Genomic DNA, 25,931 nt, shown 5'->3' with positions numbered 1-25,931 from the left:
CGTAATACGATTAACGTTTTAATGAAAAATTCCCTTTAAAAAGGCGTCCATCTTCAAGTTGAATCACATACCAGTAATCATCTCCTGGCATTGCCGCTCCATTATACGTTCCGTCCCAACCTGCACCCAAGGCGCCAATTTGTTTCAATAGTTTTCCATAACGGTCGTAAATGAAAATTTGAGTATTAGGATAGAAAGTGTTCGTCACGCCACGAATATTCCACGTATCATTAAATCCATCACCATTCGGGGTGAAATACGCTGGAATCCCCAATACCGTCACCAAATAGGAAGCTATTCCACATCCATTTAAGTCTTTTACATATACCGTATGTACGCCCATGGGGACTTGTGTAAAAACATTTGAAGTTTGATACGGGCCATACGATTCATCAATACTGTACACATAATCGCCATTGCCAGAGACATTAACAGTGATGGTATTGTTATCTACCAAATCTACCACGGTTACCGAATCTATAGTTGCAATAACAGAGGTGTTTACTTCAACTACACGAATAGCAGTACACCCTTGTGGATTGGTCACCTCTACACTGTAAGTGCCCTCCTGATTCACAGTAAGGCTATATTGGGTGGCACCCGGAATTAAAGTTCCTTCAATATACCACTGATACGTGTATGTAGGAATCAAATTGCTTTGCGCGACATCGGCTGTAAGTGTCGCTGTGAAAAAAGGCAAATTGGAACAAATCAACGTGTCATCCCATCCTTGGGCATTGATATCGATTAAAGGTCTTGGATGCACCACAAACGATAGGGGATAGGTTGCCGAACAGCTTGTGTTAATCGGATTGGTTAAGGTAACCAAAACAGTCTGTGTCCCGCTTACAAACGGATTTGGTAGTTGATTAGCGTATACCGTACCATTGGCCAAGGTATAGGTTAATGTAAATCCGGTTTGCCCCTGAATTAAATCTTGCGTGAGCGAAGTAGTGTCAAACGCTACTGTACCGTTTTGAAGCGCGGGATCGGTTTCATCATCACAAACCTCAAAACGATTGGGAGCCACCGCAAACAATTCAGGCAAATCATCCACAATAAAGGTTACCGTAGCAGTTCGGAAACAAGGCCCATCAACAGGAATACTATTGGCATTGGAAACCTTAATTTGAATCGTTTCGGTACCGGTTACCGTATACGTCGGTGGGAACGGAGCAGGAATTGGCGATCCATTTCCAGCAATATATTCAATAACAACACCTGTTTGCCCTTGTAAAAGGCTACTTTCTAAGGTAGCGGTATTGAAAGTAAAACTACCATCTTGGTCATCATCACAGGAGCGAATTACATTGCCATTGCCCAAGGGGAAAATGGACGGTAACGCTTGTACCGTTAGCGTGATGTAAGGACCCAATCCAAAACAAGCATTGTCTACGTTACTGTCGACGCGAACCCAAATCTGTTGTGTGTTGGGATACCCAACATTGGCATAGTTGGCAGGATTTGCTATCGCTAAGGAATTCCCATTGCTATCATTTTCGGCCAAAGCGTCGGCTTCGTTTTTGTAATACGAAATCGTATATGTTGCCGTATTGGGTAATAATGCTTGAATCTGTCCAGTAACACTACTAAAATTGAAAGTTGCAATACCATCGGTGTCGGTATCTTGGGGACTTACATAAAAATCACATTGGGTAAATTCCCAACGCGTGCCTGCAGGAATTTGGGTGGCCGAAACAATGAGATTCAAACGGGCGATGCGGAAACATTGGTTGACATTTTCGACGCGAACCCAAACCGAAGTATTGGTCGTTGTATAAGCGGTAACGTTTGAAATTTGTTGCAATACATTGTTGGTTTCGGCTCCAATTTGCGAGGTGAAATAGGTAAACGTCTCGTTGGCAGCATTGGCCGAAATTTGATTGTTTTTCTGCGTTAAATTGAAACTCGAAATACCGTCCGTGTCGTTGTCACATTGAACCAGCGTTAGCGGTGTGGTAACCACAGGCAGTGCATAGGTTGTCAACACCGCACTTGGCGAATTAAGGCCACAGCTGTTGCCATTTCGGTTGAGCACCACACGATAGCGATAGCCCACCATTGCCGGCGTTACAGCAAGAGCGGTCAGCGAATTAGTAGTCACTCCCGTGTAATTCGGACCGTTGGTTAACGCTGTCCATGTAGTGCCGTTATTTGTTGAAACTTGCCATTGATAACTATCGACGGGTGTCGCGGGAACCACAGTAAAGACGGCGTTTTGCAATTCACACACCGTAACATCTTGGGGTGCGGTAGTGATACTGATTGGCGCACTAATACTGTAATTCGGATTCGGGGGCGTATATCCTCCCGCGCCTGTAACCACTCCATTGGCATTCACGGGGACACTGCCTGCTCCCAAAACACCATTGGCATCTGGATCCGTAAAACCTGCTTCAATCACATCGGCGCACAAATCGTTATCCGCATCCAAAGCAACATAGTTAAAAATGCCATCACCATCCGAATCGGCTAAGGTGTAATTCAATGTTCCTGAATCAAGAGGATTTTCTAAACCGTTATGCAACCCGTTGGTACCCGCTTGAATTGCATCGATAATTCCATCCAAATTGGTGTCCAAAGCCCCACTTTGCGCTTCCGTGATATCGTAAATTCCATCATTATCCGAATCCAAATCCAAATAATTGGGAACGCCATCCCCGTCAAAGTCGTTGGGGACATAAGCGGGACCGAAAATGTCATCCAAACCGTCATCGTTGGCGTCATTTCCAGAAAGTGCCACAAATGTGGGCCCTTGCGACTCCACGACATCTAAAATTCCATCATTATCCGAATCGATGTCTAATGCATCAGCAACCCCATCGGCATCACTGTCTTTGGGGACGCATACGGCATAAAAGCGAAATGTGGCGCGATTGGGCGCATCATCAACCAAATTTTTATGTTGGATGGCCAATGAAGTCGTCAAATAGGTTTGAAACTTAAACGTACCACTGCCAGCGGCCAAAGGAACAGCGCTATTCAATCGGAAACGAATTTCAAAAGAAGAAAATCGGGTCACGCCGCTTTCAAAAAAACCGTCGTAATTGGTATCAATCAACAGCTGATCATCAGGATTGTCTACTGTGACGGTCTGGTTGATGGGACAGGTGATAATATACTCTCCTTTGTCATTGATTAAATCGGCAGTATTGGCAACGGCAGCGTATTCCAATCCCAAACTGATGGGTTGTGAGAAGTTGACTTGATATTTCACCCAATTCGTTTTTCCAGGCGGAACATCCGTTACAATCGTTCCATCATTGGTCGATGCAAACGGAAGCGTACTGGCCGTGGTAGAAGTACTTACAGTTCCGGTAAAGGGTCGGCTAAAAGCGCCTACAGTCAGCGTTCCTGTGCTTGGATTTTGTAAATTCAAATATTGGTTCCCATATGATTCTGTACAATTGGCAATCCCGTCGTTGTCCATGTCCACATCAATGTTGTCATTGACCAAATCCCCATCCAAATCATTGGGACAGGTGCTGACAGGAAATTCATCCGAGAAAATTTCAATTCCACAAGCAGCCAAAGCAGCATTCACTTTGTAATATCCGGGTTGTGTCGGTGTATAACTATTGGTCGTTGCGCCGGGAATGGGCACATTGTTGAAATACCATTGGTAGGTATCAAATCCACTCTGTGCATTGACATTCAACGACACATTGGGAATACAGTTGGTAAGATTAACATCAAGTTCTTGAAAAACTACCTCAGGTTTGAACACAAATCCCGAATAATAACCTCCAAAGGTAGCGGCTCCATTGTTTCCATAAGCTGCTAAATACAATTCAGTAGTTGAAAAAACAGATACATTCCCCGTTAATCCTGTTATAATGTAACATTCATAGTCTGGATTTCCTACAACCGCCAGAGGACCACTTACGCCATAGATAGCTGCCAATCCCGCAAGCGTGTAAGGAACTCCATCAATGATAAAATTGAGCGTTGATCCCGTTTTGGTGGTAATGGTTACACGTCCGTTAAAATTTCGATTGCCAACTTTTTCAATGAAAGGAATGTTGTCTAAAGATTTCGGAGTTTGACAACTCAAAGGCGGAACAAAAAACATTTCTTGATTCGCTTGGTTGTTCTGAGAACCGTCACCTACCGCTTGGTAGGCAAAAATATTTTTATCTGAACGAACATATAAATTGCCATTCACATTGTAATCGGCTCCGGTAAGTTGCACATAGTCCCCAGCATTCAATTGATAGCTGGGCGTTGTATTCCCATTGAGAAAAATGGACGTGTTGTTTTCGTGCGCAATCAACAAAACACGCTCCACATTGTCCATCCCCGTACTTTTGATAAAAATATAGTCTTTTCCGGTTCGCTCTACCGATACAATTTGGTCAAACCCCGTATCGATATTCGACAATTGGCCATTGGTTCCACCCACCGATCCACAATTCACCGCGATGGGTTTATCAGCCGTTACCAGTGACCCAATGAGGGCATCGCGATTGGCCGCCAACGGGCCTTGAACGGCAATAATAAAGGTTTCGCCACTGTTGAGTAAAACAGGAGGCGGTGTATTTCCCGTGGTATTGACAAGTTGAGCACCGGGGCCTATGTCGCTAAAAGTAACGGTAGTATTATTCTCGGTGGCCATCACACTCACAAAAGTGTAATGCAATTCAAAGTAGTTATTCACCAACAAATTGGTCATCCCACCAATGCGAAATTGCGTGCCCAATGCCGCCATCCCTTTCGAAACCACACAACCTGCTTGGTTACCGGAGACATCGACAATACGACCCGAAACCGAAATTAAATCCTCGGCTTCGATAACATAACCCGCATCTTGTAAAATGGTATATGCCCCCGACTGATCCACAACAAACTGAGATGGACTCCCACTACTATCCATATCAAAGACATAAGGAATATCACGAGAAACTATTCCGCTTATATTAGCTCCCCCCAATTGTTTGATGGTGAATTGAATGGGCGTGATACTCGGGGTTGAAATATATAAAAACTTTGATCCAATAGGCATGTTTTGCGAATTGGAGATTGGAGGGATGTAATGCGTTTTACTAAATTGAGCGAAACAAATCGCTGAAAATAATAGGGTTAATAGGTTCGATAAAAATTTTGCATTCATAGCCCAAAAATAAACAATACCCCGCTATTAGGTGTGCATACTATTTATTTTTTGACGATTTTAACACACGTTGGTTATAAATCTCTTTTTTGAATTAAGGCATACGAACCCCACACGAAAAGTGCCGTCCATACCAGTACAACCGCTACCAAACCGTAATCTACTGCGTAGTCTTTGGCTTCAAGCACACCTACCTGATTACCAACGGCTTGAATCATGTCCAATTTGGTGAACGGTTCAATCAATACCCCCGACATGGCTTCCAAAGGCATGTATCGGAAAATACTACGCGCCAATTCAAAGTCATTGACTATCAATTTTCCAAAAATCAAGAAACCAATATTTTCAATCAAATACCAAACAAACAAAAACCCAATCGCAAAAGCCGACCGTTTGATCAATACGCCCAAGAACAAACAGAAACTAAAGAACCCTGTTAACTTGACAAAAAAGGCCAGCAAGTAATCCATTTCCGAGAAAATAATGCCTACCTCATCATAGGTCGAATACATCAATCCCAAAAGCAAGGAAATCACAAAAATAAACAGCGTCGAAAGGCCTGAAAACACCAAGACCGTCAAGAACTTTGACAATACAAATTCTTTCTTACTCATCCCGTCAATCAAGTTCTGTTTTAAGGTGCCGTAAGTATATTCATTGGCCATCATCGAAACAATCACCAAAGCCAAAAAAATCTTTGGTAAAGCCCCAATGTAGCTGTTCAAATGCCAAATGTACGGGAAGTTAAAAATGCCTTGCTCGGCTGCATCAAAGTGAAACGGCCCCAAATCAAACTCAATCGAGGCAATCAGAGCAATCAAACTCAAAATTCCAAAATAGGTCAGGGTCAAGATGCGACTCGCGCGATTCAACCAAATTTTCTGTAATTCTATGGCTAATAAACGTTTCATGTCTTAGGATTTTGTTTCGGTTAGGGTTAAAAATTGCTGTTCCAACGAGCGTTTGCGTTCCATCAAGTGATGCACATAAATCCCGCGCTCACTCAAAAATTTATTCAACAAACCTGCATCCAAGCCACTTTTTGCCTGAACCACTACGGTGTCTTGTTCTAGGGTAATCGAACTCAAATCGGGATACTGTGCCAAGGCCGTTTGCAAGGCCTCCAGCGATCCTGATCGTAATTCCCAGTAACTCTGTTGCGATCCCATGCCCGCAACAGTACCCGAATACAACACTTTTCCATATTGCAAAACCAAAACGTGCGAACACACTTTTTCTACTTCATCCAACAAGTGGGAAGCCAATAATATCGTGGTTCCTTGCGAAGCGATCAACTGAATAATTTCGCGAATCTGACGAATGCCCTGCGGGTCCAAACCATTCGTCGGTTCGTCCAAAATCAAAATTTCAGGATCATTCAACAAGGCCGAAGCAATCGCCAACCGTTGTTTCATTCCCAACGAAAAAGTGCGAAATTTACTGTCTTTGCGCTCCCACAAGCCCACTAGTTCCAATTTCTCTTGTACCTTGTGGTACCCGATGCCTTTGATTTTACACACCAATTCCAAGTTTTGCTGTGCCGACATGTAGGGATAAAAATTGGGACGCTCAATGATGGCGCCCACTTTCTTTAAAGCGTCGTGCGTAGGCAATTTTCCATCAAACCAAGCATAGTCACCCGAGGTGCGGTTCACTACATTCAACACGATACCCAACGTGGTTGATTTTCCAGAGCCGTTTGGCCCAAGTATTCCGTATACGTTGCCCTTTTGAATGTCCAACGACAAATCGTTTACCGCATGCACGCGGCCATACCGTTTGTTTAAATTCCGAATCGATAGTATTGTTTCCAAGCGTATAAAAAGTTAGGTTTATGTTTTAGACGACACAACAAACGGTTTGTTACCGAGGATTTTTATTTTTTTGGGCACTCCCCCGAATCCAGTCCCTTTTTCAAAAGGACCTTTCCGGTCGGGGTCCGGCTTTCGGCCGTCGCTGGCCTTAGGCTCACGCCCCGGCCGAGCTCCCCAAGGCCTCTATCCGTAGTGCAAAAAAAAACTCCCGATTAAAAAAATCGGGAGTTTCGTTCGTATTTTAATTGCTTAGTTCAGAAGCTCAGAAGCTCAGCCTCTCAGAAGCTTTAATCACCCAGAAGCTGAAACCTTAAACCTGAGAAAACTGCAACGTCAGGAGGCTGTTGCGGAGGCGGGCTTTATTTTTTTCCACGCGATAGGATTGACGTGGTCGAATTTTATTTCACGCCGAGTAGAGCTTGTAGCGGCTTTCAAATGTGCTTACACCTTTGCGATGGCTATTTGAGTATGATTTTCTCAATTTCTCTTTCATATTTATAGTTTACGATTTGTTCATTTAGTATTAATTCAATTGCCCTTTCTATTTCTTCAAAAGGAACTACAAACCATTCTCTTGGAGTAATTCTTTTTCCTTGAATTATTTCTATGTCAACATTCAGACATGCTTCCGCAAAAAATCTGTGAAGCAGTTGTTCAAGTTTGTCTGCATTACGGTTATAGCAAGCATAGCTTGAAACTTTTGTTACATCTGCATATAGGTAAGTAGCTTCATTTTTAGCGTTCTTAATTCGATCGTCTAAAGGTGTGGACGAAAATCCAATTTTGAATAAATTCTTAATGCCTGATATTGAAGGATGATTTGACTTAGATTTTAGTACATAAATCCAACCCGTCTTTATATCCTCTTCCATTACCATTCCTGTATTTACATACAGTTCATTGTTGATTCCTTCATGTGCATTTGTAATTAATTTCCCATTTTTTTGAATTTGTTTCCCAAGTGAACGATAAAGCATGTTGCTGTAAGTTCCGTTTTCAAAAATGGTGAACGTTCGCCCTTCAATGCGTTCACGGTCACCCGATTTTAACTCTCGAACTGCCTTCTCCAGTTTGGCTTCTTTCAGGTAGAGCATTACGCCATCAATTAAATAGAAGTTGCCAACGTGCAGGTTTTTTTCAATGTTGTGAAACGGTTTGATTTGCCGTTTTCCTTCTTTGATTTCCTGATGCACCTTTTGAAACATAGCTTCAAAAGGTTTAAATTCTTCTTCTTTTAACGGTTTTCTCTGTGCAACAAAGTCTGCTTTTTCTCTCTCATCATCTTTGGAAATATGCTTGTATTTGAAGATGGACAAATCGCTGTCTGTTTCCAATAAACCAAATTCATCATCATTTAAAATATCATCAATCGAAGCTTTTGGAATTTCTACTTCGCCTAAAAGATTATGTCTGTCGAATGGCTTTAATGATATTTTTTGCTGTTCATTTTCTCTTATGTTTTTCAAACGGGCTAACAATCCGTATTCCGACATGCTTGATGTATTTGGCTCTCTGCCATTTTTATCAACGAATGCATTTATTTCTTCAAACGAATCAATCAGCCTTTGGTCTGCTGTTTTTACGTTTGAAGCTTTTGCAGTTGAATCCAACAAGCCAAACTCATCATCATTGAAGATGTCGTCTAATGATATTTTTTTCTTATTGCTCATTCAATGCTCTTTGTCTTTTTAGTTCTCGTAAAAAAATAACTGCCTCTGCCATTCTTTTCTCTTTCGGGTCATACGATTGAAGATTAGGGGCTTCTCCTGTGCGTCCAATCCATTCTTTTATTTTAGGCCATAGCATGATAGCTTCTTCTTCGGTCATTTCAATTTTGATGGATTGAATATGTTCATCAATCAGTTTCAAAACTTGGGTTGTTACCGATTTCGATAAAATTTCAAATGCTTTTTGAAATGGATTTACTTGGTCAATCAAATCAATGTGAATGTCGTCTATGTTTACAAAGCTGTTTGCCATTCGCACAAATTTCTTTCCGCCTTGTTCTTCAATAACGCTGTTCTTTATCACTGAATCTACTACAACATGTTGACGAACGGCTTCTACATCTTCTTCACTCAAATCAGGATAAACTTCACGAATAATTTTTGGGATTAAGACCGTGTTGATTATTTCGGGCTCTACATTGCCAGGCATAGCTTTCAGCATTTGGTCGTCTTGCAGAATCCTTGCTTTTAAATCGTTCAAATCGCTTTCAATAATGTCTTTGGCACGCTGTGACGTGGGCAGCTTGAACCCTCTGATTCTTATGGTGTTTTGATCATCATTTTTTTCCTCTTCTTCGTTGTCATCTTCTTTCAATTTGAATTTGAAGTTGGGAGCCAACACTTGTTCCATCAATAAAGAAGCGGTAATGGCTTTCAACATATTGTTAACCGCCACTTTCACTTCGTCTGTTTCTGCTTCGGGTTGTGCAATTAGGTTGGTAAATTGAGCATGTGTTTTGTTGTTGCTGTCTCTTGTTGCCCGACCGATGATTTGAATAATTTCTGTTAATGAACCTCTGTAACCTATGGTTAAAGCATGTTCGCAATTCGGCCAATCAAAACCTTCTTTTGCCATGCCTAATGCAATAATGATGTCTATGGCGTCAGCAGTATTTGAATCTCGCAAATAAGCGGAAATTTTATCCCGTTCTTTTTGATTGTCGTTTACCAAATCGGCTACTTTCAGCACTTTGCCCGAACGCTTGCTTTTTACATACAACACTCCCGTATTTTCATCTTGCGATTCTAAATCACCCAACGCATCAATGATATGTCCTACTTCCTCATATTTTTCTCTTGAAGATTCGGCAGAGTTTACACTTGGTATATGGATAATGGTCTTTTTGCTTTCATCTAAAATTTCTTCGAGTGCCGACATAGGTTTGTCGGGTTGTTTTTTAAAATAACGACCTGTGTAAAAATGATAGCCGATTCCCAATGATTTTAAATACTCATAGCCATTCAATTGCTCGTAATAGTTGTAAGTAACTTTTGTGAACTTGGCTTCATCTTCTGGAAGTAATACCGGAACATTGTCGCCTCTGAAATACGAACCTGTCATGGCTACAACATGAGCATTTGATTTTGCCATGATGTTTTTCATTACTTCACCCAAACGATTGTCACCATCTGCTGAAACGTGGTGAAATTCATCAATAGCAATCAAAGTATCGTTCAGTTTCTTTTCATCCAAACCATCAAAGGCAAATCGTAATGTGGCATGTGTGCAAATCAATATTTGTTCGTCACTTTCCAAAAACTCTAAGAATGATTTTACCTTACTTTTATCTGAACCTGCTGTGCAAAGGTTGTATTTTGGATTCACTGTCCAATCGGCAAAAAAGCCCTGTTCGGTCAATTTGGTTGAACTGAACGATGCACCAATTGATTTTTCAGGAACGGCTACAATGGCTTTTTTAATGCCCTGATTTTTGAGTTTATCTAATGCAATAAACATCAAAGCCCTTGACTTGCCAGATGCTGGCGGTGCTTTTATCAAAAGATATTGAGCCGTTCGGGCATTGTATGCCCGTTCCTGCATTTCACGCATTCCCAAAGCATTGGTCTTTTTGCTTTTGCCTGTTTGTCCGTATTCTACTTTTATTAAATCTGGCATACTTACTTTTTCGCTTTTGCTGTTGATTTTCTTGTTTTCTTCTGCTTCTCAAACAAAGTTCCGCTTTTGGTCATTTCTTCATATAGTTTAAACAAATACTCCAATCGTTCTGTATCGGAAGTAAACGGCTGCAAGCGGTAACATTGTTCTACGGCACGGTCCAGTTCTTCGTGGGCTTGCCTTAAACCCTTTGGCATTTTCTCGGGGTCGTAAAGTTGTGCCATTGTTTTTTCGGGATGCTTGGCCCGTTCATCCAATATGGCAAATACATACAAGTTCAGATTTTCCTTTTGCTTGAGAGTAATGTCAGGAAAAGGAAAAGTGTTGTAGCATAATGTATTTGAATATTGCATGTCCGTTTTCAATCTACCAGCAACTGCTTTAACCCAAACGATATGCATTTTTGAAGAAATGATTCCAAACAACCAAGGTTGAACGTTGTAAATAACTCTTGTTCCGTTTGATGGAACATAAGAACTATCAAAGTAACCTATTGGAACATACTCTCGTTTTTCTGATCCAGTTTGTGGAACTAGAAGGAATTCCTTTTTTTGATATTTGTCTTCATCAAAGAAATATGGTGTTCCCGCCTTCTTTATGGTTGCATCTTTTTTACTTTTTAATCTGAAGACTTTTACTTTCTCGAAACGTTCTTTCAATGCTCTTATATTAGATGCTTCATGAACCTGTTTTTCATCTTCTACATGAATACAATACCTGTAAGTATTGCTCATGAATTCTTGTGCTCCAATAAACTTTTTAATAAATTTTTCAGATGTAGGAAATTGAGTAATCAATTTTTCTTTCTCGTTAGCTTCTAACAATAAATTTCCATTATCGCTTATTTTGCTACCAATTATCATTTCCGGGAAACCTGAAATTGATTTACTACGTGATTGAATAATAACATTACTATAGTTTATCAGATAAGGATTTATGTTTTTTACAGACTTCTTTACATTCTTTTCGTAAATAAATTTGTCTGCCTCGCTAACATTTCTGATTCCAATAATTACAACAGCAACTCCTGCGTTTCCTTTGGCATTATTAGTCCATTTGAATGATAGATGTGCAAATGAAATTTCTTGATTCTTACCGAAAATGAGCGGCCACAATAGTGATACTTGTTCGCCTTGAGTTATAGAATTTGTTGTAACAAAAGCGTATTTAGCAGAAGTATTTTGAATGTAAGATGAGGCAATATAAAACCAACAGGCAATGTAGTCTAACTTTTTGTAGTCTCTTACACCTACAAAAGTTAAATCCATATCTATTTTCTGTTCTGCATCTTGCCTTGCATATCCTAAATAAGGCGGATTCCCAATAATATAGATTTCATCATCTTTTCCAATCGGGCATACTGTTTTCCAATCTTTCCTTGTGGCATTTGCTTGAACAATTTTCCCCGCCTGTTTTAGTGGCAGTATTGGTTTGGAACGTCCATAATCAAACAGCATTTCTTCAAATACTTTGTTCATTTGGTGTTCAGCCAACCACAAAGAAAGAATTGCCATTTCGTGGGCAAAATCATCTAACTCAATGCCATAAAACTGTGAAAGCTGGATGGAAGTAAATTCCATAGCAGGCGCTGGGCTTAGGTCAATAATGCGTTGCAAGATTTTTATTTCCAACAAACGAATTTCCTTGTATGTGATAATCAAAAAATTCCCGCTTCCGCAAGCCGGGTCAAAGAATTTGATTTTGGCAATGCGGTTAATCAGTTTACGCAGTTGCGGAATGGTTTTGCAGTTTTCAAACTCCTCATATAACGCATCTAAAAACAAAGGTTTAATAAGTTTCTGAATGTTGGGCACGCTAGTGTAGTGCATACCTAAATCACTTCTGTATTCAGGAATAACCACCGCCTGAATCATGGAGCCAAAAATATCGGGGTTGATGTCCCGCCAATTCAATTCACCCAACTCCACCAATATTTTTCGGGCTTTGGGAGTAAATACTGGTGAAGCGATTTTATCTCTAAACAATCCTCCATTTACGTAAGGAAATTGAGCTAGATGAGCAGGATAACCTTTTGCATTTTCTGTATTCAGTCGGTCAAATAAACGGTCGAGAAACAAGTGCGTATCGCTGCCGTTCTCGTTGGTGTGCTGATAAAGCGTATTCGTGAAAATGCTGTCACCATCAAAAATTTCTGTGTCTTCCGCAAAAAAGCAAAACAACAAACGAGATAGAAATATATTCAGGTTGTGAATGCTCTCTTTTGAATTGTAAACATTAGGGTTTTGAGTTATGAGCAAGTCATAAAGCTGTGCCATTTTGTAGGCTGCATTACGGTCGGCTTCATTGTCATTTGTGGAATGATATACTTCGCTTCCAGCAAGCGGCAAAAAGAATGCATAATGATTGGGCAAATCTTTAATTGCTATGTCCAGGTTTTTACCCAGTTTCAAATCCTTTGCCACCAAATTTTTGTAATCGGTAACTACTGCAAAGCGTGGCGAGTGTTTTAAAATTCTTTCTTCTTTTGCAAGGCTTTCAATGGAACTCAACAACTTATCGGTTGGAAGTTGCTTGAAGAAGATTTTCTTTTTGTAAAGTATTTCGCTATCAACTTTAGAAAGATTAAAATCTCCACTTTTCAATCTTGTAATGGAAGTTTTAGAAATGCCATAAGACAGCAACAAGTCATAGAGAAAATTCTCTTCCGAGAAATTCTCTATCATTCGTTTTACGTTCTGTTCTATTTCGTGACTGTTCATTGCTAGAATTTCAATTTTTTAAGGTGTCGTTGCACTTCACGTTCTACTTGGTCAAAGTCGGGCAGGTCTTTTATTTGTTCGCTCATAGAGCTTTTCCATCTGCCTTTGTATTGTGGTAATCTTTCATCTAATTTTTTCAGGAAATCGGTGTGTCGTAAATCTTTGCTTTTGCATTTGGTTTCAAATTCACTTAGATAAAAATCTGCATCCATTTCATGTTCTTCCAACAAATACCAGATATCGTAAAAATCTCTTGCTTGCATTCGCTGCATTACCGAACGCATTTTTTCAACTAAAACCTCTTCTAATGGATAACACAACAATTGGTGCTCTTCCAAATCGGAATAGCCGATTAATACATCATTCATTACTGGTTCAAAAACCAGTTGTTCACTGCGTGAAATATCAACTTTTACTCGTTTGTTGGTCCCTTGTCCGCCAAGTGGACCAATATAGCTGATATAAAAATTGATACCGCCATCTTCATGCTCGTTGTTGTCAATGATGTCTAGAGGAATATTGGCTTCATCTTTAATGAATTCAAATACTTCTTTAAACCATGCGAAAATTTGCTCATTCGATATTTCTGCATTCAGCAATGTAAAATCCAAGTCCTCTGAAAAACGGTAATCTTCGAAATAGACTTTCTTTAAAACTGTTCCACCTTTAAAAACGATTGTCTTTGAAAGGTGCTCATGGCTAGCAATGCCAAACAGAATCCATGAAAGAATGTAATCCTTTTCAAGCTGCTGGTCACGAACGCCAACTGCATTTGCTTTTTGCTGTATTTCTCCCGGCTTAATCATGTGTAAATAGCGGATTTAATAGTTTCGGTCTCCAAATTTTGCTGAATACTCCAACGACTAATTCGTTTTCCCACTTTAGGCAATTCGGTATCAAGCACTACATACGAAGCGGTTTTCATTTGTTGCAGTTCCTGAATAACATGTGTGTTGATGTCCAATATTTCTAAAAGAAAACCCAATCGTTTGATTACCGCTTGTGAATCAAATTTCTTGGTGTATTCAAGAAGTGTATCGTATTTTATCTTGTCTTTAGAAGTGTAGATTGCTCTTGCCACTTCTACAATGCCACCAGCATAATCGGGTTTGAAAAGGCAATCAATAAAAGTTTTTTCCAAGTCGGAACACAGCACTTTGTGAAAGCTATCAATCCACATTTTCTTAGCTCCGAAAAAATGTTTGTCGTTGTGATAGATGAATTGAAAAGGAACTTCTTTGATTTTAATTTCCGATGGTCGTATTTGTTTTGATACAACGATTTGTTCTTTAAGTGATGGTTGCGTGATGAGGTTATGTATCTGCAATGCAGAATAATACCCGATGTAATGTTTAGCATCATTCACCAAATGTTCTCCAATCAAATGCCAGTCGGGCATAAAGGTTTCTGCATTTTGTTCATAGGGTATAATGTAATAAACACCTTCTTTCAAACGCATCAACAAACCTCTCTTTGTCATGTCGCTTAGTAGCTCTCGGACTGCACTTGCTTTAGAGTCAGGCAGGGCTTTGTATGCCAAAGGATAGTCAAAGCAATTCCTGTTCTGTCCGTTGAAATAGGACAGAAGCTCGTTTGATTGCGTTGAAATGTATTTATTCTTCATAGTAGCAATGTCAGGATAAACCTGACAGCAATGATACGAAAGATAATCGAGTAAATTGTCTCAATCTGTCAAAATAATTATTGTTTATAGTGAAACAGTCAGGACAAACCTGACAAAATAGATATAAAACATCATTTATAAGCAATGCGTTGGCAGAAACGACTCTTTTACTTTTGCCGATGGGTCGGCTTGTGGGTAGGGCAAAACCAAATGTAATAGATTTGCGGTTGGCTTTTATGTCGTTTTTCTGTCTGTTCGTATTAAGCATTGTCGTCTTTTAGGGTTACTGGTAATACCTGAATAAGCCTCATCAAAATTTATCCCAGTAAATTAAACATTCTCTCCCAATTCTCCTCAGGATTTTTCCCCGCAGGAACAGGTATTTTTCCGGAGAGTAGTCGGTATTTTTCCCCAAGTCATAAAATTACAGCAAAAAAAAGTGGGGACGGTACGGTTTTCCGTAAAGGGGCATAAAAAGGAGTTTTTTTTGGGGAGGTATAGTGCTTTTCAAAAAAAGCAACGTAGGGGGGTGTTTCGGTCAGCGGGAGTGTACATAAAACAGCGTTGCGGTAGTTTTCATGTATACCAAATTCCGAACATGCACCCTAGTTTTACCCCAAAGTAAGGGGTGGAATAGGTGTACGCCTTAGATACTCCATAGATACTCCATAGATACTCCATAGATAGTCCATGAAAAAGCCATGAAATCGATAACCCAAAATCATAGTCGAAAACCAACGAAAACCAGCGAAAAGGATAAAAAAGGAATCCCCCCGTTTCGGGTAGCAAGCCTCAAGAAACAAGCTATACTTTTTTAGCAAACTCGAGCCCAACGTTATGGGATTTCTCCTAACGTCGAAATGACAATTGGTATCTGAGAGGTAATGTGCTCATGAAACGAAACCATATTCCGTTAGCATCCAAACTAAGGAGCGATTATATCTTTCCTTCAAACCCAGAAAAATAATCCGTAAACAGTAGCAGATTTAAGATGTTTAGGAGGTGTTTTCTCAGGAGCTTAGCGGCTCAGCCTCTCAGAAGTTCAGCCTCTCAGAAGCTCAGCCTCTTAGCGGCTCAAAAACTCAGCCTCTCAGGAGCTTTAAACGTCCTTTCGATGCAAGGAGAAATCCCATCCCTATCTTCACGAAACGATTGCTCAGGAACTCAGAGGCTCAGCATCTCAGAAGCTTAGCCTCTCAGCCTCTCAGCGTCTCAGCAGCTCTTTCCCCCTTCGGGGGTTAGGGGGCTAAATCGCCTCCGCAATCGCTACAAAATCGGCTACTTTCAAAGCCGCTCCACCAATCAAACCTCCATCCACATCGGGTTTGGAGAAAATTTCACGGGCATTGTCGGGTTTTACACTGCCGCCATACAAAATCGAAACGTCTTCGGCCACTTGGGGATAGCGTGAACGTAGGGTGTTGCGAATGAATGCATGCATTTCTTGTGCTTGGTCTGGGGTAGCCGTTTCTCCTGTGCCAATCGCCCAAACGGGTTCGTAAGCCAAAACAATCTGTGCCCAGTCTTTATCCTCAATATGGAACAATCCATCGCGTAACTGATTTTCAACGACGTTAAAATGCTGTCCGTTTTGACGGTCTTTCAATTCTTCTCCAAAACAAAAAATCACGGTCATATCGTGTTTCAAAGCCGTATCTACTTTGTTGGCCAAAGCGGCATCGGTTTCGTTAAAGTAGGCACGACGCTCAGAGTGCCCTAGAATCACTGTATTTACCCCAATGCTTTTTAACATTCCTGCCGAAATTTCTCCGGTAAAGGCGCCGCTTTCCGCTTGGTGCATATTTTGTGCAGCTACTGTAATCGGTGTAAATTCAACATGATCGGCCGCCGAAGCTAAATTCACAAAGGGAGGCGCCACAATTACTTCGGCCTCAATATCGTCGGGAAGCGCGGCAATTAATTCATTTAGGAAATCTTCTGTTTCTTCGGCATTTTTGTGCATTTTCCAGTTACCGGCAACAATTTTTCTTCTCATTATTTCAACGTTTTTAAAGTAGCATTAAGTTGTTCAAAGTCGGTTTCAATCGCCCGATAGGTCACAATATTTCCTTGCGCATCCAAAACAATGTAGCGCGGAATCCAGTCCAAATCAATGGATTTTCCAAAACTTCCTTTCATGCCTTTTTCATCGTTCACCCAATACTGATCGCCCGTGAGTTGGTGTTTTTCAATACCGGCTTTCCATTTGTCAAACCCTTTATCCATCGAGATAAACACATAATCTACCTCCGGATGTGCTGCTTGCATTTCTTTGACTTTGGGCATGGCTTTAACACAGTCGCCGCACCAAGACGCCCAAATTTCAATGACCGTAACTTTGCCACGGTGACGTTTGAGTAAGTCCCCAAACGATAATTCTTGACCTTGTAAATCGGTTACTTTTTCTTGTTTTGTAGCCTCCGAAAATTGGGTAGGAGGGGTGCTTTGTGCACACGAGACGAGGGAGAGTAATAGCACCGTGAGCGGGATTATTTTTTTCATACGTTATAATTTAGGATTCGATTTTTTTAATTCTTCATAGCTTTTTTTCAACACGGTTTGCAATTCGGCCGGTTTAAATTGTTGACTGTCAATGCCCCACCAATATTTCACTTCGTTCCCATTCCAAAGGTATTTCACTCCAGGCGTATCTTTGCCACGGCCCAATTGATTCCAAAACGGAATAACCTCGATGATTTGATAGGGATAGGTAGCGCCTGTTTCTTCAAAAAACTTCGGAATCAAATCGGCTTCTTCATTCATAAAGACAATCGATATTGGGGGCATGTTCGGATTCGTTTTCCGCATTTGGGTTAATTCTTTGGCGGCATCCCGACAATGATCGCAGCCCGGAACAAAATAGCAGAGTATTTTTTTTCCCTGATCGATGGTAGGAAACAAAGTGGCATACCCAGAGCTTATTTTTTTAGGTTCTTTAGGCGCTTCGACTGCTTTTGTTTTTACATTTAGCGTATCTTTTTGAGGTTCGGCAACTTTGGTAGTAATCGTATCGGGGGTATCCACAGGCAGTGCGGTGGTGTCTTGTGGTAGTGCAGTGGGCTGACTCACCGTGATTTCAGGGGCTGGCGGTTGTATGGGAGCCATCATAAAAATACCGAGAATGGAGGCAAATAGCATCGTTGTTAACACCCAAAAGTTAGGCGCATCCGACCCTTTCGGAAGCAATCGGTTGAGGTAGAATAGCAGTCCAACAGCAATAATGTTTTTTATAATCGCCTCTACAGGGGTCATCGGAATCAATTCGCCAAAACAACCACAGTTGCCCGAATTTCCACTGATAAAGGTTTCATAACTCAAATGACCAATGAATACCACCAAGAGGGCTATCGTAGCTGGAATAATAAAGCGTTTTAACCAATGGTTTTGCAATAACAAAATGCCCAATGCCATTTCAATTCCGATTAAAATACGGGAAAAGAAGGGAGCTACACCGTCACTAAAGCCCATAGGATACAATTGTTTTACCTCAAAAGTTGAAATTGCAAAATAGGGGGAAGGGTATAATTTGGCAATGGCCGAAACGATAAACAATACGGCGACAACAATGCGCAAGCCCCACGCGAGGGTGGTAGTGTTATTTTTCATACAAATTACTTTTTTGACAAAGGTAATACCCCAAACGTATAGGGGATGTTAACGATTTGTTATTGCCCGAATCCCATCAATATCAGGGCAAAAACCGAGTAGTTGATCATGTCTTGGTAATTGGCATCAATGCCTTCTGAAACCAGTGTTTTTCCTTGATTGTCTTCGATTTGTTTGACACGCAATAACTTTTGCAAAATCAAATCCGTCAAACTGCTTACGCGCATGTCGCGCCACGCCTCGCCGTAGTCATGGTTTTTGGCTTCCATTAAGGCTTTGGTGAGGGCCACTTTTTCATCGTAGTAGCGTGCCGCGGTAGCCGTATCCATATCGGGTTGGTCGACTACGCCCAATTCCAACTGAATCAAGGCCATCAAACAGTAATTGATGATACCGATAAATTCTCCAGTTTCGTCTTCATCGACTTTACGCACGTCATTTTCTTGTAAACTTCGAATGCGTTGCGCTTTGATAAAGATTTGATCGGTGAGTGAGGGCAATCGTAAAATACGCCAGGCACTGCCATAATCGGTCATTTTTTTGACAAACAAATCACGGCAGATGCCGATGACCTTATCGTATTCTTGAGCTGTATTTCGCATTAACTCGTATCTTTGTTTGAAATTTTTTCAAATGTAACGAATTCGACCAAAACAACCCAAGGTACACTTTGTTTTTCACCGAAATCGTTTTCCTATTTTACCACGTATGATGCTACAATGCCGAGGCCAATTGCTTGATCTATCAACGCCCAAAGTTATGGGAATTGTCAATCTTACTCCCGATTCGTTTTACGACGGTGGAAAGTTGCAACACCCTGACCAAGTGGTGGCGCAAGTACAACAAATGCTGGCGGAAGGCGCTACCTTTATCGATGTTGGAGGATATTCCAGTCGCCCTAATGCTTCACCTGTAACCGAAGAAGAGGAATGCCAGCGGGTCCTACCCATTATTGAAAACTTGGTGCACCATTTTCCCGATATTCTCATTTCCATCGATACCTTTCGCAGCAGTGTAGCCGAAGCAGCTGTCCAGGCCGGCGCGTGCATGATTAATGATATTTCTGCCGGGATGTTGGACGATCAAATGTTACCTACTGTAGCGCGTTTGCAAGTGCCTTACATTATGATGCATATGCGCGGAACCCCGCAAACCATGACCACTTTGACCGATTACCAAGACATTGTCAAAGAAATACAGTATTATTTTTCAGAGCGTATAGCCGTAGCGCGCGCTTTGGGTATTAATGATGTGATCATCGATCCCGGTTTCGGATTTGCCAAAACGTTGGAACAGAATTATACGGTATTGCAACGGTTAGAATTATTTCAGTTTCATAAGGTTCCTGTACTCGTGGGTGTTTCCCGAAAATCCATGATTTATAACGTCTTAAAAACCACGCCGCAAGAGGCACTCAACGGCACCACCGTGTTGAATACCATTGCCTTGCAAAAAGGAGCCCAGCTATTACGGGTTCATGATGTGAAGGAAGCGGTGGAATGCGTTCAACTTTTACAACAATTTCAATGAAAAAAACGATTATCCTTTGGGGACTTTTGGTCTTTTTAACCGCCTGCGCAAATAAAGAAGTTCTTTTGCCTGAAGCCAATGTTACAGTAGTAGAGAAAGTTGATAATTGGTCGCCTGTTTACCTTTTTTTTGTTCAAAAAGGGAAAGATACCCTAGCCGATTTAAACCGGAAGAACACGATCACCTCCACCAATTACATTTTCAATATTGACAAACGTTTACCGATGCGTTTGGTAGTGCCTGAAGTTACTTTGGTTTTGCAAAAGAAAGAAGCGAGTCCGCACAAAAGTGAAGTGGCCCAGAATTACTTTTCCTATTCTGATACTACAGCCCGTCGGTTGGCTTTTTTAAATGTACAACGGGTAAAATTTGTAAAGGGGAAATGTCCCAAGGGTCTGGTCGTTAATGTCTCTAAAGCGGGCAGCGTTCGCATCCTTGAGCAATCGGTAGCAATGGAAGATGTTCCAACTTTCTTAGCGCAACTTCCTTCGGATAAACCAATTCAACCGCAGTTTCAATTTGATGGCGATATGACGTATGGCGCTTATATGAAGTTTCGCATTGCGGTACAGCAGTGGGCGATTCCTTCCATGGGAGTGCATTGGTTTTCAGAGGATTGGTTTGAATAGGATTTAAAAAATTACTGATGATGATACGGCTCTCCTTTCAAAATCGTAAAGCCACGATACAATTGCTCAATAAAGAACAAGCGCACCATTTGATGGGAAAACGTCATGGATGAAAGCGACACTTTGCCCTGGGCTTTTTGGTAGACTGTTTCACTAAAACCATACGGTCCGCCAATTACAAAAACGAGTGTTTTGAGTCCGGCATTCATTTTCTTTTGTAAAAAATCTGAAAAACCGACACTGCTATACGTTTTGCCATTTTCATCCAAAAGGATTAAGGCTTCACCGGGTCCAACTTTAGACAAAATCAATTCGCCTTCTTTCTCTTTTTGTTGGGCTTCGGATAGGCTTTTGGCATTTTTGATATCGGGTAGAATTTCCAATTCAAACTTAATGCAAAACGATAACCGCTTTTGATAGTCCTCCATCAATTGCAGCAATTGCTTGTTGTCGGTTTTTCCTACGGCCAAAAGTTTGATGTTCATCCCCTTTATTTTTCAATACAAAAATAGGGAAAATTCTAAGGGTGCCTGAAAAGTTCAAATCGAATTGTATCTTTGTGCCACACAACACTACCACCATGTACCGCATTCTTATTCGTCCGATTCTTTTCCGTTTCGACCCCGAAAACGTTCACCATTTTACCTTTAAATGGATAAAAATACTCGCGACGCTCCCCGGTTTTTCCCGACTTTGCCGAGCGTTTTATCAAGTTAATGATCCCCGCCTTGAACGCGAAGTGTTTGGGCTGAAGTTTAAAAATCCTGTCGGACTCGCAGCGGGTTTTGATAAAGATGCAAAGTTGTTTAATGAATTGTCCGACTTTGGTTTTGGGTTTATCGAAATTGGAACATTGACGCCTGTGGGACAAGAGGGAAATCCCAAAAAACGATTGTTTCGCTTAAAGGAAGATGAAGCCATTATCAATCGTATGGGATTCAATAACGGCGGAGTGCAGGAAGCCGTAACACGTTTGAAAAAAAATAAAGGGGTGCTCATCGGAGGCAATATTGGCAAAAATAAAGTGACCCCTAATGAAGAGGCGGTTTCCGATTATAAAATTTGTTTCGAGGCCTTGTTTCCTTACGTGGATTACTTTGTGGTAAATGTGAGTTCACCCAATACACCCAACCTGCGCGAACTTCAAGATAAAAAGCCGTTGACCGAACTTCTAGCAACCTTACAAGCGGAAAATCATAAACGTTCGTTGCCTAAACCGATTCTTTTAAAAATTGCACCCGATTTGACCAATGAGCAGTTGTTGGATATTATCGAAATTGTTCAAGATACCCATATTGCTGGGGTGATTGCTACCAATACGACTTTGTCTCGTGAGGGTTTGTATTCGCCGAATAAGTCGGAAATGGGCGGACTTTCAGGCAAACCCTTAACCCAACGCACTACTGAAGTGATTCGTTTTTTACATGAAAATAGCAATGGATCCTTCCCGATTATAGGGGTTGGAGGAATTCATTCGGCTCAAGATGCCTTGGACAAATTGGATGCGGGAGCACGTTTGGTTCAATTGTACACGGGTTTTATTTACGAAGGACCAGCTCTTGTTAAGGCGATCAATCAAGCCTTGTTAGCTCGGATGCGTTAATTTCCTGTACGAAAACGTTTTCTTTACTATATTTGGCCTCGGATGGAAACAGTAAAACTTATCGAATGTCCAAGGGATGCCATGCAAGGTATCAAAACGTTTATTCCTACTGAATTGAAGGTCAATTATTTACAAGCTTTGCTTCGTGTGGGATTCGATACGTTGGACTTTGGTAGTTTCGTTTCTCCCAAAGCCATACCCCAAATGCAAGATACGGCTGAGGTTTTGGCCCGATTGGATTTGAGTCAGACGCGTAGTAAACTTCTCGCCATTATCGCCAATACACAAGGGGCCCTGAATGCGGCGGCGCATCAAGAAATTCAGTACCTCGGATTCCCTTTTTCGATTTCGGAAAATTTTCAAATGCGCAATACCCACAAAACGATTGCGGAAAGTTTAGTCACGTTGCAAGAAATCTTGGAAATTGCACAGGGCTCCCATAAAGAAGTCGTCGCTTATTTATCGATGGGCTTCGGGAATCCCTATGGCGACCCATGGAATGTGGAGATTGTAGGGGAGTGGACCGAACGCTTGGCGCAAATGGGCGTGACGATTTTGTCTTTGTCGGATACCATTGGGAGTTCGACCCCTGAAGTCATCGACTACTTATTTGGAAATCTTATTCCAAAATACCCCAATGTAGAATTTGGAGCCCACTTACATACCACACCCGATAAGTGGTTTGAAAAAGTGGATGCTGCTTACAAAGCGGGATGCCGTCGTTTTGATGGCGCCATTCAAGGTTTTGGCGGATGCCCCATGGCCAAAGACGACCTTACGGGTAATATGCCTACCGAGAAAATGCTTTCTTATTTCACCTCCGTAAAAGCCCCTACCGGATTGAGTCCGATGAGCTTTGAAAGCGCGTATAATGTGGCTTCACGTTTGTTTGGGGAGTTTCATTAATCGTAGTCTTCAGTCACAGTCGCAGTCGCAGATTAAGTTTTGAGAATTTTGTTTTTTAGTTATAAAATTAATTTACTTCCAAATTTTTCTGGATGTTGAATCATGTATTGTATTAATTTACCAATTTCTAGAGTCTCATTTTTAAAACTTACATATTGGTTTTCAGAGATGTATTCACATTCGAAAGCAAAGGTAATCCAGACAAAGGTTTCAGAATTTTCAGCATCACAATCCGTTAATTTACTAACAAAATGAAGTGGGTACTTTCGTTTTCGATAAGCTTCTGCAAGGTTAGCACATACACTTCTTGAGGATCTTCTCATTTGATTGGTTAGGGCATAAGATTCTTCTTTAGGGAATGTTTTTGAAACTAAAAAAAGTTTCATGGCAAGTTGGTATGCTTTTTTGTAAGCAAATAATTCTGTAAAATCCATTTCTATTCTAATTGGCGTTTATTTTATAAAATTAAAAAAATTACAATGCTAAATTTTATTTTATTTTTTTGATTGGCTAAATGGATTAAAATTCCTGACAACTGCGACTGTGACTGCAAACTATTTCATAAAATCATTTTTTCCTCAAATAAAAGCCCTAAATTTGCATGCAATTTAACTACAACAACTAAATTGCAACATGAAAGCACACGCTACCAAAATCGTTGGTGAGGGATTAACTTACGACGATGTTCTACTCATACCCGGATACTCTGAAGTGCTTCCCCGTGAGGTCAATATTCAATCCAAATTCACCCGAAATATTACCCTAAATGTTCCCGTAGTTTCCGCGGCGATGGATACCGTTACCGAAAGTGCGATGGCGATTGCTATGGCACAAGAGGGTGGAATTGGAGTTTTGCATAAAAACATGACCATCGAACAACAAGCGGCCAAGGTGCGTAGAGTAAAACGTGCCGAAAGTGGGATGATTATTGATCCGGTGACGTTGCCCCTTTCTGCTACGGTGGGTGATGCCAAAATGGCGATGAAAGAGTATGGTATTGGTGGGATTCCCGTGGTCGATGAACAAGGTTTGTTGAAAGGAATTGTGACCAATCGTGATTTGCGTTTTGAAAAAGTCAATAGCCGATCAATTTTGGAAGTGATGACGTCGGAAAACTTAGTGACGGCGGCACAAGGAACTACCTTACTGGAAGCGGAAAGCATTTTACAAGAAAATAAAATCGAAAAATTACCGGTTGTCGATGCGCACCATAAGCTGATTGGTTTGATAACTTTTCGTGATATTACCAAATTAATTCAAAAACCCAATGCTAATAAAGACGCTTTAGGTCGTTTACGCGTAGCTGCTGCGATTGGTGTGACAGGCGATGCCTTAGAACGAGCTACCGCTTTGGTCAATGCAGGCGTGGATGCCATTGTGATTGATACCGCCCACGGTCATTCACAAGGAGTGATTCACATTTTAAAAGAAGTTAAAAGTAAATTTCCCACATTGGATGTTGTGGTAGGTAATATAGCAACGCCAGAAGCGGCTTTGTTTTTGGTTGAAAATGGCGCCGATGCGGTAAAAGTGGGCATCGGTCCAGGTTCTATTTGTACAACCCGTGTGGTTGCAGGCGTGGGATTTCCTCAGTTTTCTGCCGTATTGGAAGTGGCGGCAGCCCTGCGCGGAACAGGTGTTCCCGTAATTGCCGACGGTGGGGTGCGATACACTGGAGATATTCCCAAAGCGATTGCTGCAGGAGCCGATTGTGTGATGCTTGGTTCGTTATTGGCGGGAACGAAAGAATCTCCCGGAGAAACCATTATTTTTGAGGGCCGTAAATTCAAATCCTACCGCGGTATGGGTTCGGTTGAAGCCATGCAAGAAGGTTCGAAAGACCGTTATTTCCAAGACGTGGAAGACGATGTAAAAAAACTAGTTCCCGAAGGCATTGTGGGTCGCGTTCCCTACAAAGGAGAATTAAATGAAAGTATGCAGCAATTCATTGGCGGTCTCCGTGCCGGAATGGGGTATTGTGGCGCCAAAGACATCCCAACCCTACAAGAAACCGGCCGATTTGTTCGTATTACCGCAAGTGGTATAGGCGAAAGTCATCCGCATAACGTGACCATTACCAAAGAGGCACCGAATTATTCCCGATAACCCAGAGACGCGCAGTAGCACGTCTTTCCTTTAGCCATTTAATAGAATTGTTTACGATTTAATGGCTTACAGCATTTCGTCTTTTTTCATTTCGTAAGATACGATCATGAAAGGGAGTTTGTCATTCAAACTCGATGCTTTTTTCATTTGCAAATCGTTTCGTTGTTGATTTAAATCCTCGGATGACCGCCCCTAAATTATTGGATTGTGGGCCAAATCTATTGGGTGTCCAATCTTTTTTATCGGGGTTATTGAAATTAATATTCCATGCATAGGATTGGGCATAACCACTAAGGTAACTACGGTGACAAATGAATAATGATTTGCTATTTCCGCTCAATATTTTTGGGCGATTTTTCCGATTTCCGTTACCTGCAGAGACGAACAATAGTGCTCCTCTGCAGTGATTTTTCCAAAAAAATATTTTCTGTTTTTGGGACAAATGGTGACAAAATGCATTCCATTGGATCCATAATCATGTCTATGTAACCGGGAAGAGGGAATTCGGTGTTTATTTTTTTTGGCTATGGTCTAATTAATATACGGTAAATTTATTATGTTTTTAAATTCATACCATGCGGAGAATGATGTAGCTATTAACAACACGGTTTTCTTTAGCGGACTTTGACTTTCATTTATGATTGATTTTAGCGCATACC

The 25,931-nt window shown here is 41.1% G+C and carries 20 protein-coding genes; 5 read left to right on the top strand and 15 right to left on the bottom strand.

Going from position 1 to position 25,931, the window contains the following annotated elements:
• Window positions 1-10 precede the first annotated feature (10 nt).
• From O9316_RS05660 to O9316_RS05605, 12 genes are all read right to left on the bottom strand, one after another.
• Window positions 11-5,002: a T9SS type B sorting domain-containing protein gene (locus tag O9316_RS05660; RefSeq protein ID WP_298204616.1), complete on the bottom strand. Its 4,992-nt coding sequence runs from the start codon at window positions 5,000-5,002 to the stop codon at window positions 11-13.
• 182 nt (window positions 5,003-5,184) lie between these two features.
• Complete coding sequence (locus O9316_RS05655; RefSeq protein ID WP_298204615.1) at window positions 5,185-6,021, bottom strand: ABC transporter permease; 837 nt, start codon at window positions 6,019-6,021, stop codon at window positions 5,185-5,187.
• Between the two features lie 3 nt (window positions 6,022-6,024).
• On the bottom strand, window positions 6,025-6,924 hold the full coding sequence (locus O9316_RS05650) for an ATP-binding cassette domain-containing protein (RefSeq protein WP_298204614.1): 900 nt from the start codon (window positions 6,922-6,924) through the stop codon (window positions 6,025-6,027).
• Window positions 6,925-7,382: 458 nt separating this feature from the next.
• The gene (locus O9316_RS05645; RefSeq protein WP_298204613.1) at window positions 7,383-8,594 is read right to left on the bottom strand and encodes a GIY-YIG nuclease family protein; all 1,212 of its coding nucleotides are present in this window, start codon (window positions 8,592-8,594) and stop codon (window positions 7,383-7,385) included.
• Entirely contained in the window at window positions 8,584-10,548 is a 1,965-nt protein-coding gene (locus O9316_RS05640) for a DEAD/DEAH box helicase (protein ID WP_298204612.1), read from the bottom strand. The genes O9316_RS05645 and O9316_RS05640 overlap by 11 nt, the downstream gene beginning before the upstream one ends.
• A gap of 2 nt (window positions 10,549-10,550) precedes the next feature.
• Window positions 10,551-13,268 carry a DNA methyltransferase gene (locus O9316_RS05635; protein WP_298204611.1) on the bottom strand — a complete coding sequence of 906 codons (2,718 nt, stop codon included), beginning with the start codon at window positions 13,266-13,268 and terminating at the stop codon, window positions 10,551-10,553.
• 2 nt (window positions 13,269-13,270) lie between these two features.
• Window positions 13,271-14,074, bottom strand: a complete 804-nt coding sequence (locus O9316_RS05630; RefSeq protein WP_298204610.1) for a nucleotidyl transferase AbiEii/AbiGii toxin family protein — start codon at window positions 14,072-14,074, stop codon at window positions 13,271-13,273.
• A complete protein-coding gene (locus tag O9316_RS05625; RefSeq protein WP_298204609.1) occupies window positions 14,071-14,748 on the bottom strand; it encodes a transcriptional regulator in 678 nt (225 codons plus the stop codon). Before O9316_RS05625 ends, O9316_RS05630 begins: the two co-directional genes overlap by 4 nt.
• A gap of 1,390 nt (window positions 14,749-16,138) precedes the next feature.
• The gene (tpiA, locus tag O9316_RS05620; RefSeq protein WP_298204608.1) at window positions 16,139-16,888 is read right to left on the bottom strand and encodes a triose-phosphate isomerase; all 750 of its coding nucleotides are present in this window, start codon (window positions 16,886-16,888) and stop codon (window positions 16,139-16,141) included.
• Window positions 16,888-17,394: a TlpA disulfide reductase family protein gene (locus O9316_RS05615; RefSeq protein WP_298204607.1), complete on the bottom strand. Its 507-nt coding sequence runs from the start codon at window positions 17,392-17,394 to the stop codon at window positions 16,888-16,890. Before O9316_RS05615 ends, tpiA begins: the two co-directional genes overlap by 1 nt.
• A gap of 3 nt (window positions 17,395-17,397) precedes the next feature.
• Entirely contained in the window at window positions 17,398-18,498 is a 1,101-nt protein-coding gene (locus O9316_RS05610) for a MauE/DoxX family redox-associated membrane protein (protein WP_298204606.1), read from the bottom strand.
• 59 nt (window positions 18,499-18,557) lie between these two features.
• Window positions 18,558-19,100, bottom strand: coding sequence for a DUF1599 domain-containing protein (locus tag O9316_RS05605; RefSeq protein WP_298204605.1), 543 nt, complete (start codon window positions 19,098-19,100; stop codon window positions 18,558-18,560).
• Window positions 19,101-19,206: 106 nt separating this feature from the next.
• Here O9316_RS05605 and folP point away from each other — a divergent pair, with 106 nt between their 5' ends.
• Together folP and O9316_RS05595 are read left to right on the top strand one after the other, a co-directional pair.
• Window positions 19,207-20,028 (top strand): dihydropteroate synthase, encoded by an 822-nt coding sequence (folP, locus tag O9316_RS05600; RefSeq protein WP_298204604.1) that lies wholly within the window; start codon window positions 19,207-19,209, stop codon window positions 20,026-20,028.
• On the top strand, window positions 20,025-20,657 hold the full coding sequence (locus O9316_RS05595; RefSeq protein ID WP_298204603.1) for a hypothetical protein: 633 nt from the start codon (window positions 20,025-20,027) through the stop codon (window positions 20,655-20,657). Before folP ends, O9316_RS05595 begins: the two co-directional genes overlap by 4 nt.
• A gap of 11 nt (window positions 20,658-20,668) precedes the next feature.
• Here O9316_RS05595 and rlmH read toward each other — a convergent pair whose 3' ends face one another.
• Window positions 20,669-21,142: a 23S rRNA (pseudouridine(1915)-N(3))-methyltransferase RlmH gene (gene rlmH, locus O9316_RS05590; RefSeq protein ID WP_298204602.1), complete on the bottom strand. Its 474-nt coding sequence runs from the start codon at window positions 21,140-21,142 to the stop codon at window positions 20,669-20,671.
• A gap of 95 nt (window positions 21,143-21,237) precedes the next feature.
• Here rlmH and O9316_RS05585 point away from each other — a divergent pair, with 95 nt between their 5' ends.
• The gene (locus O9316_RS05585) at window positions 21,238-22,260 is read left to right on the top strand and encodes a quinone-dependent dihydroorotate dehydrogenase (protein ID WP_298347062.1); all 1,023 of its coding nucleotides are present in this window, start codon (window positions 21,238-21,240) and stop codon (window positions 22,258-22,260) included.
• A gap of 42 nt (window positions 22,261-22,302) precedes the next feature.
• A complete protein-coding gene (locus O9316_RS05580) occupies window positions 22,303-23,166 on the top strand; it encodes a hydroxymethylglutaryl-CoA lyase (RefSeq protein ID WP_298204601.1) in 864 nt (287 codons plus the stop codon).
• Between the two features lie 59 nt (window positions 23,167-23,225).
• Here O9316_RS05580 and O9316_RS05575 read toward each other — a convergent pair whose 3' ends face one another.
• Entirely contained in the window at window positions 23,226-23,600 is a 375-nt protein-coding gene (locus O9316_RS05575; RefSeq protein WP_298204600.1) for a four helix bundle protein, read from the bottom strand.
• Window positions 23,601-23,799: 199 nt separating this feature from the next.
• Here O9316_RS05575 and guaB point away from each other — a divergent pair, with 199 nt between their 5' ends.
• Complete coding sequence (gene guaB, locus O9316_RS05570) at window positions 23,800-25,272, top strand: IMP dehydrogenase (protein ID WP_298204599.1); 1,473 nt, start codon at window positions 23,800-23,802, stop codon at window positions 25,270-25,272.
• A gap of 121 nt (window positions 25,273-25,393) precedes the next feature.
• Here the strand turns inward: guaB and O9316_RS05565 are convergent, their stop codons facing one another.
• On the bottom strand, window positions 25,394-25,612 hold the full coding sequence (locus O9316_RS05565) for a hypothetical protein (protein WP_298204598.1): 219 nt from the start codon (window positions 25,610-25,612) through the stop codon (window positions 25,394-25,396).
• Window positions 25,613-25,931: the final 319 nt, after the last annotated feature.

It is taken from the genome of Flavobacterium sp. (genome assembly GCF_027533505.1).
Lineage (GTDB): Bacteria > Bacteroidota > Bacteroidia > Flavobacteriales > Flavobacteriaceae > Flavobacterium.
This window is presented reverse-complemented; position numbering and strand designations above follow the sequence as displayed.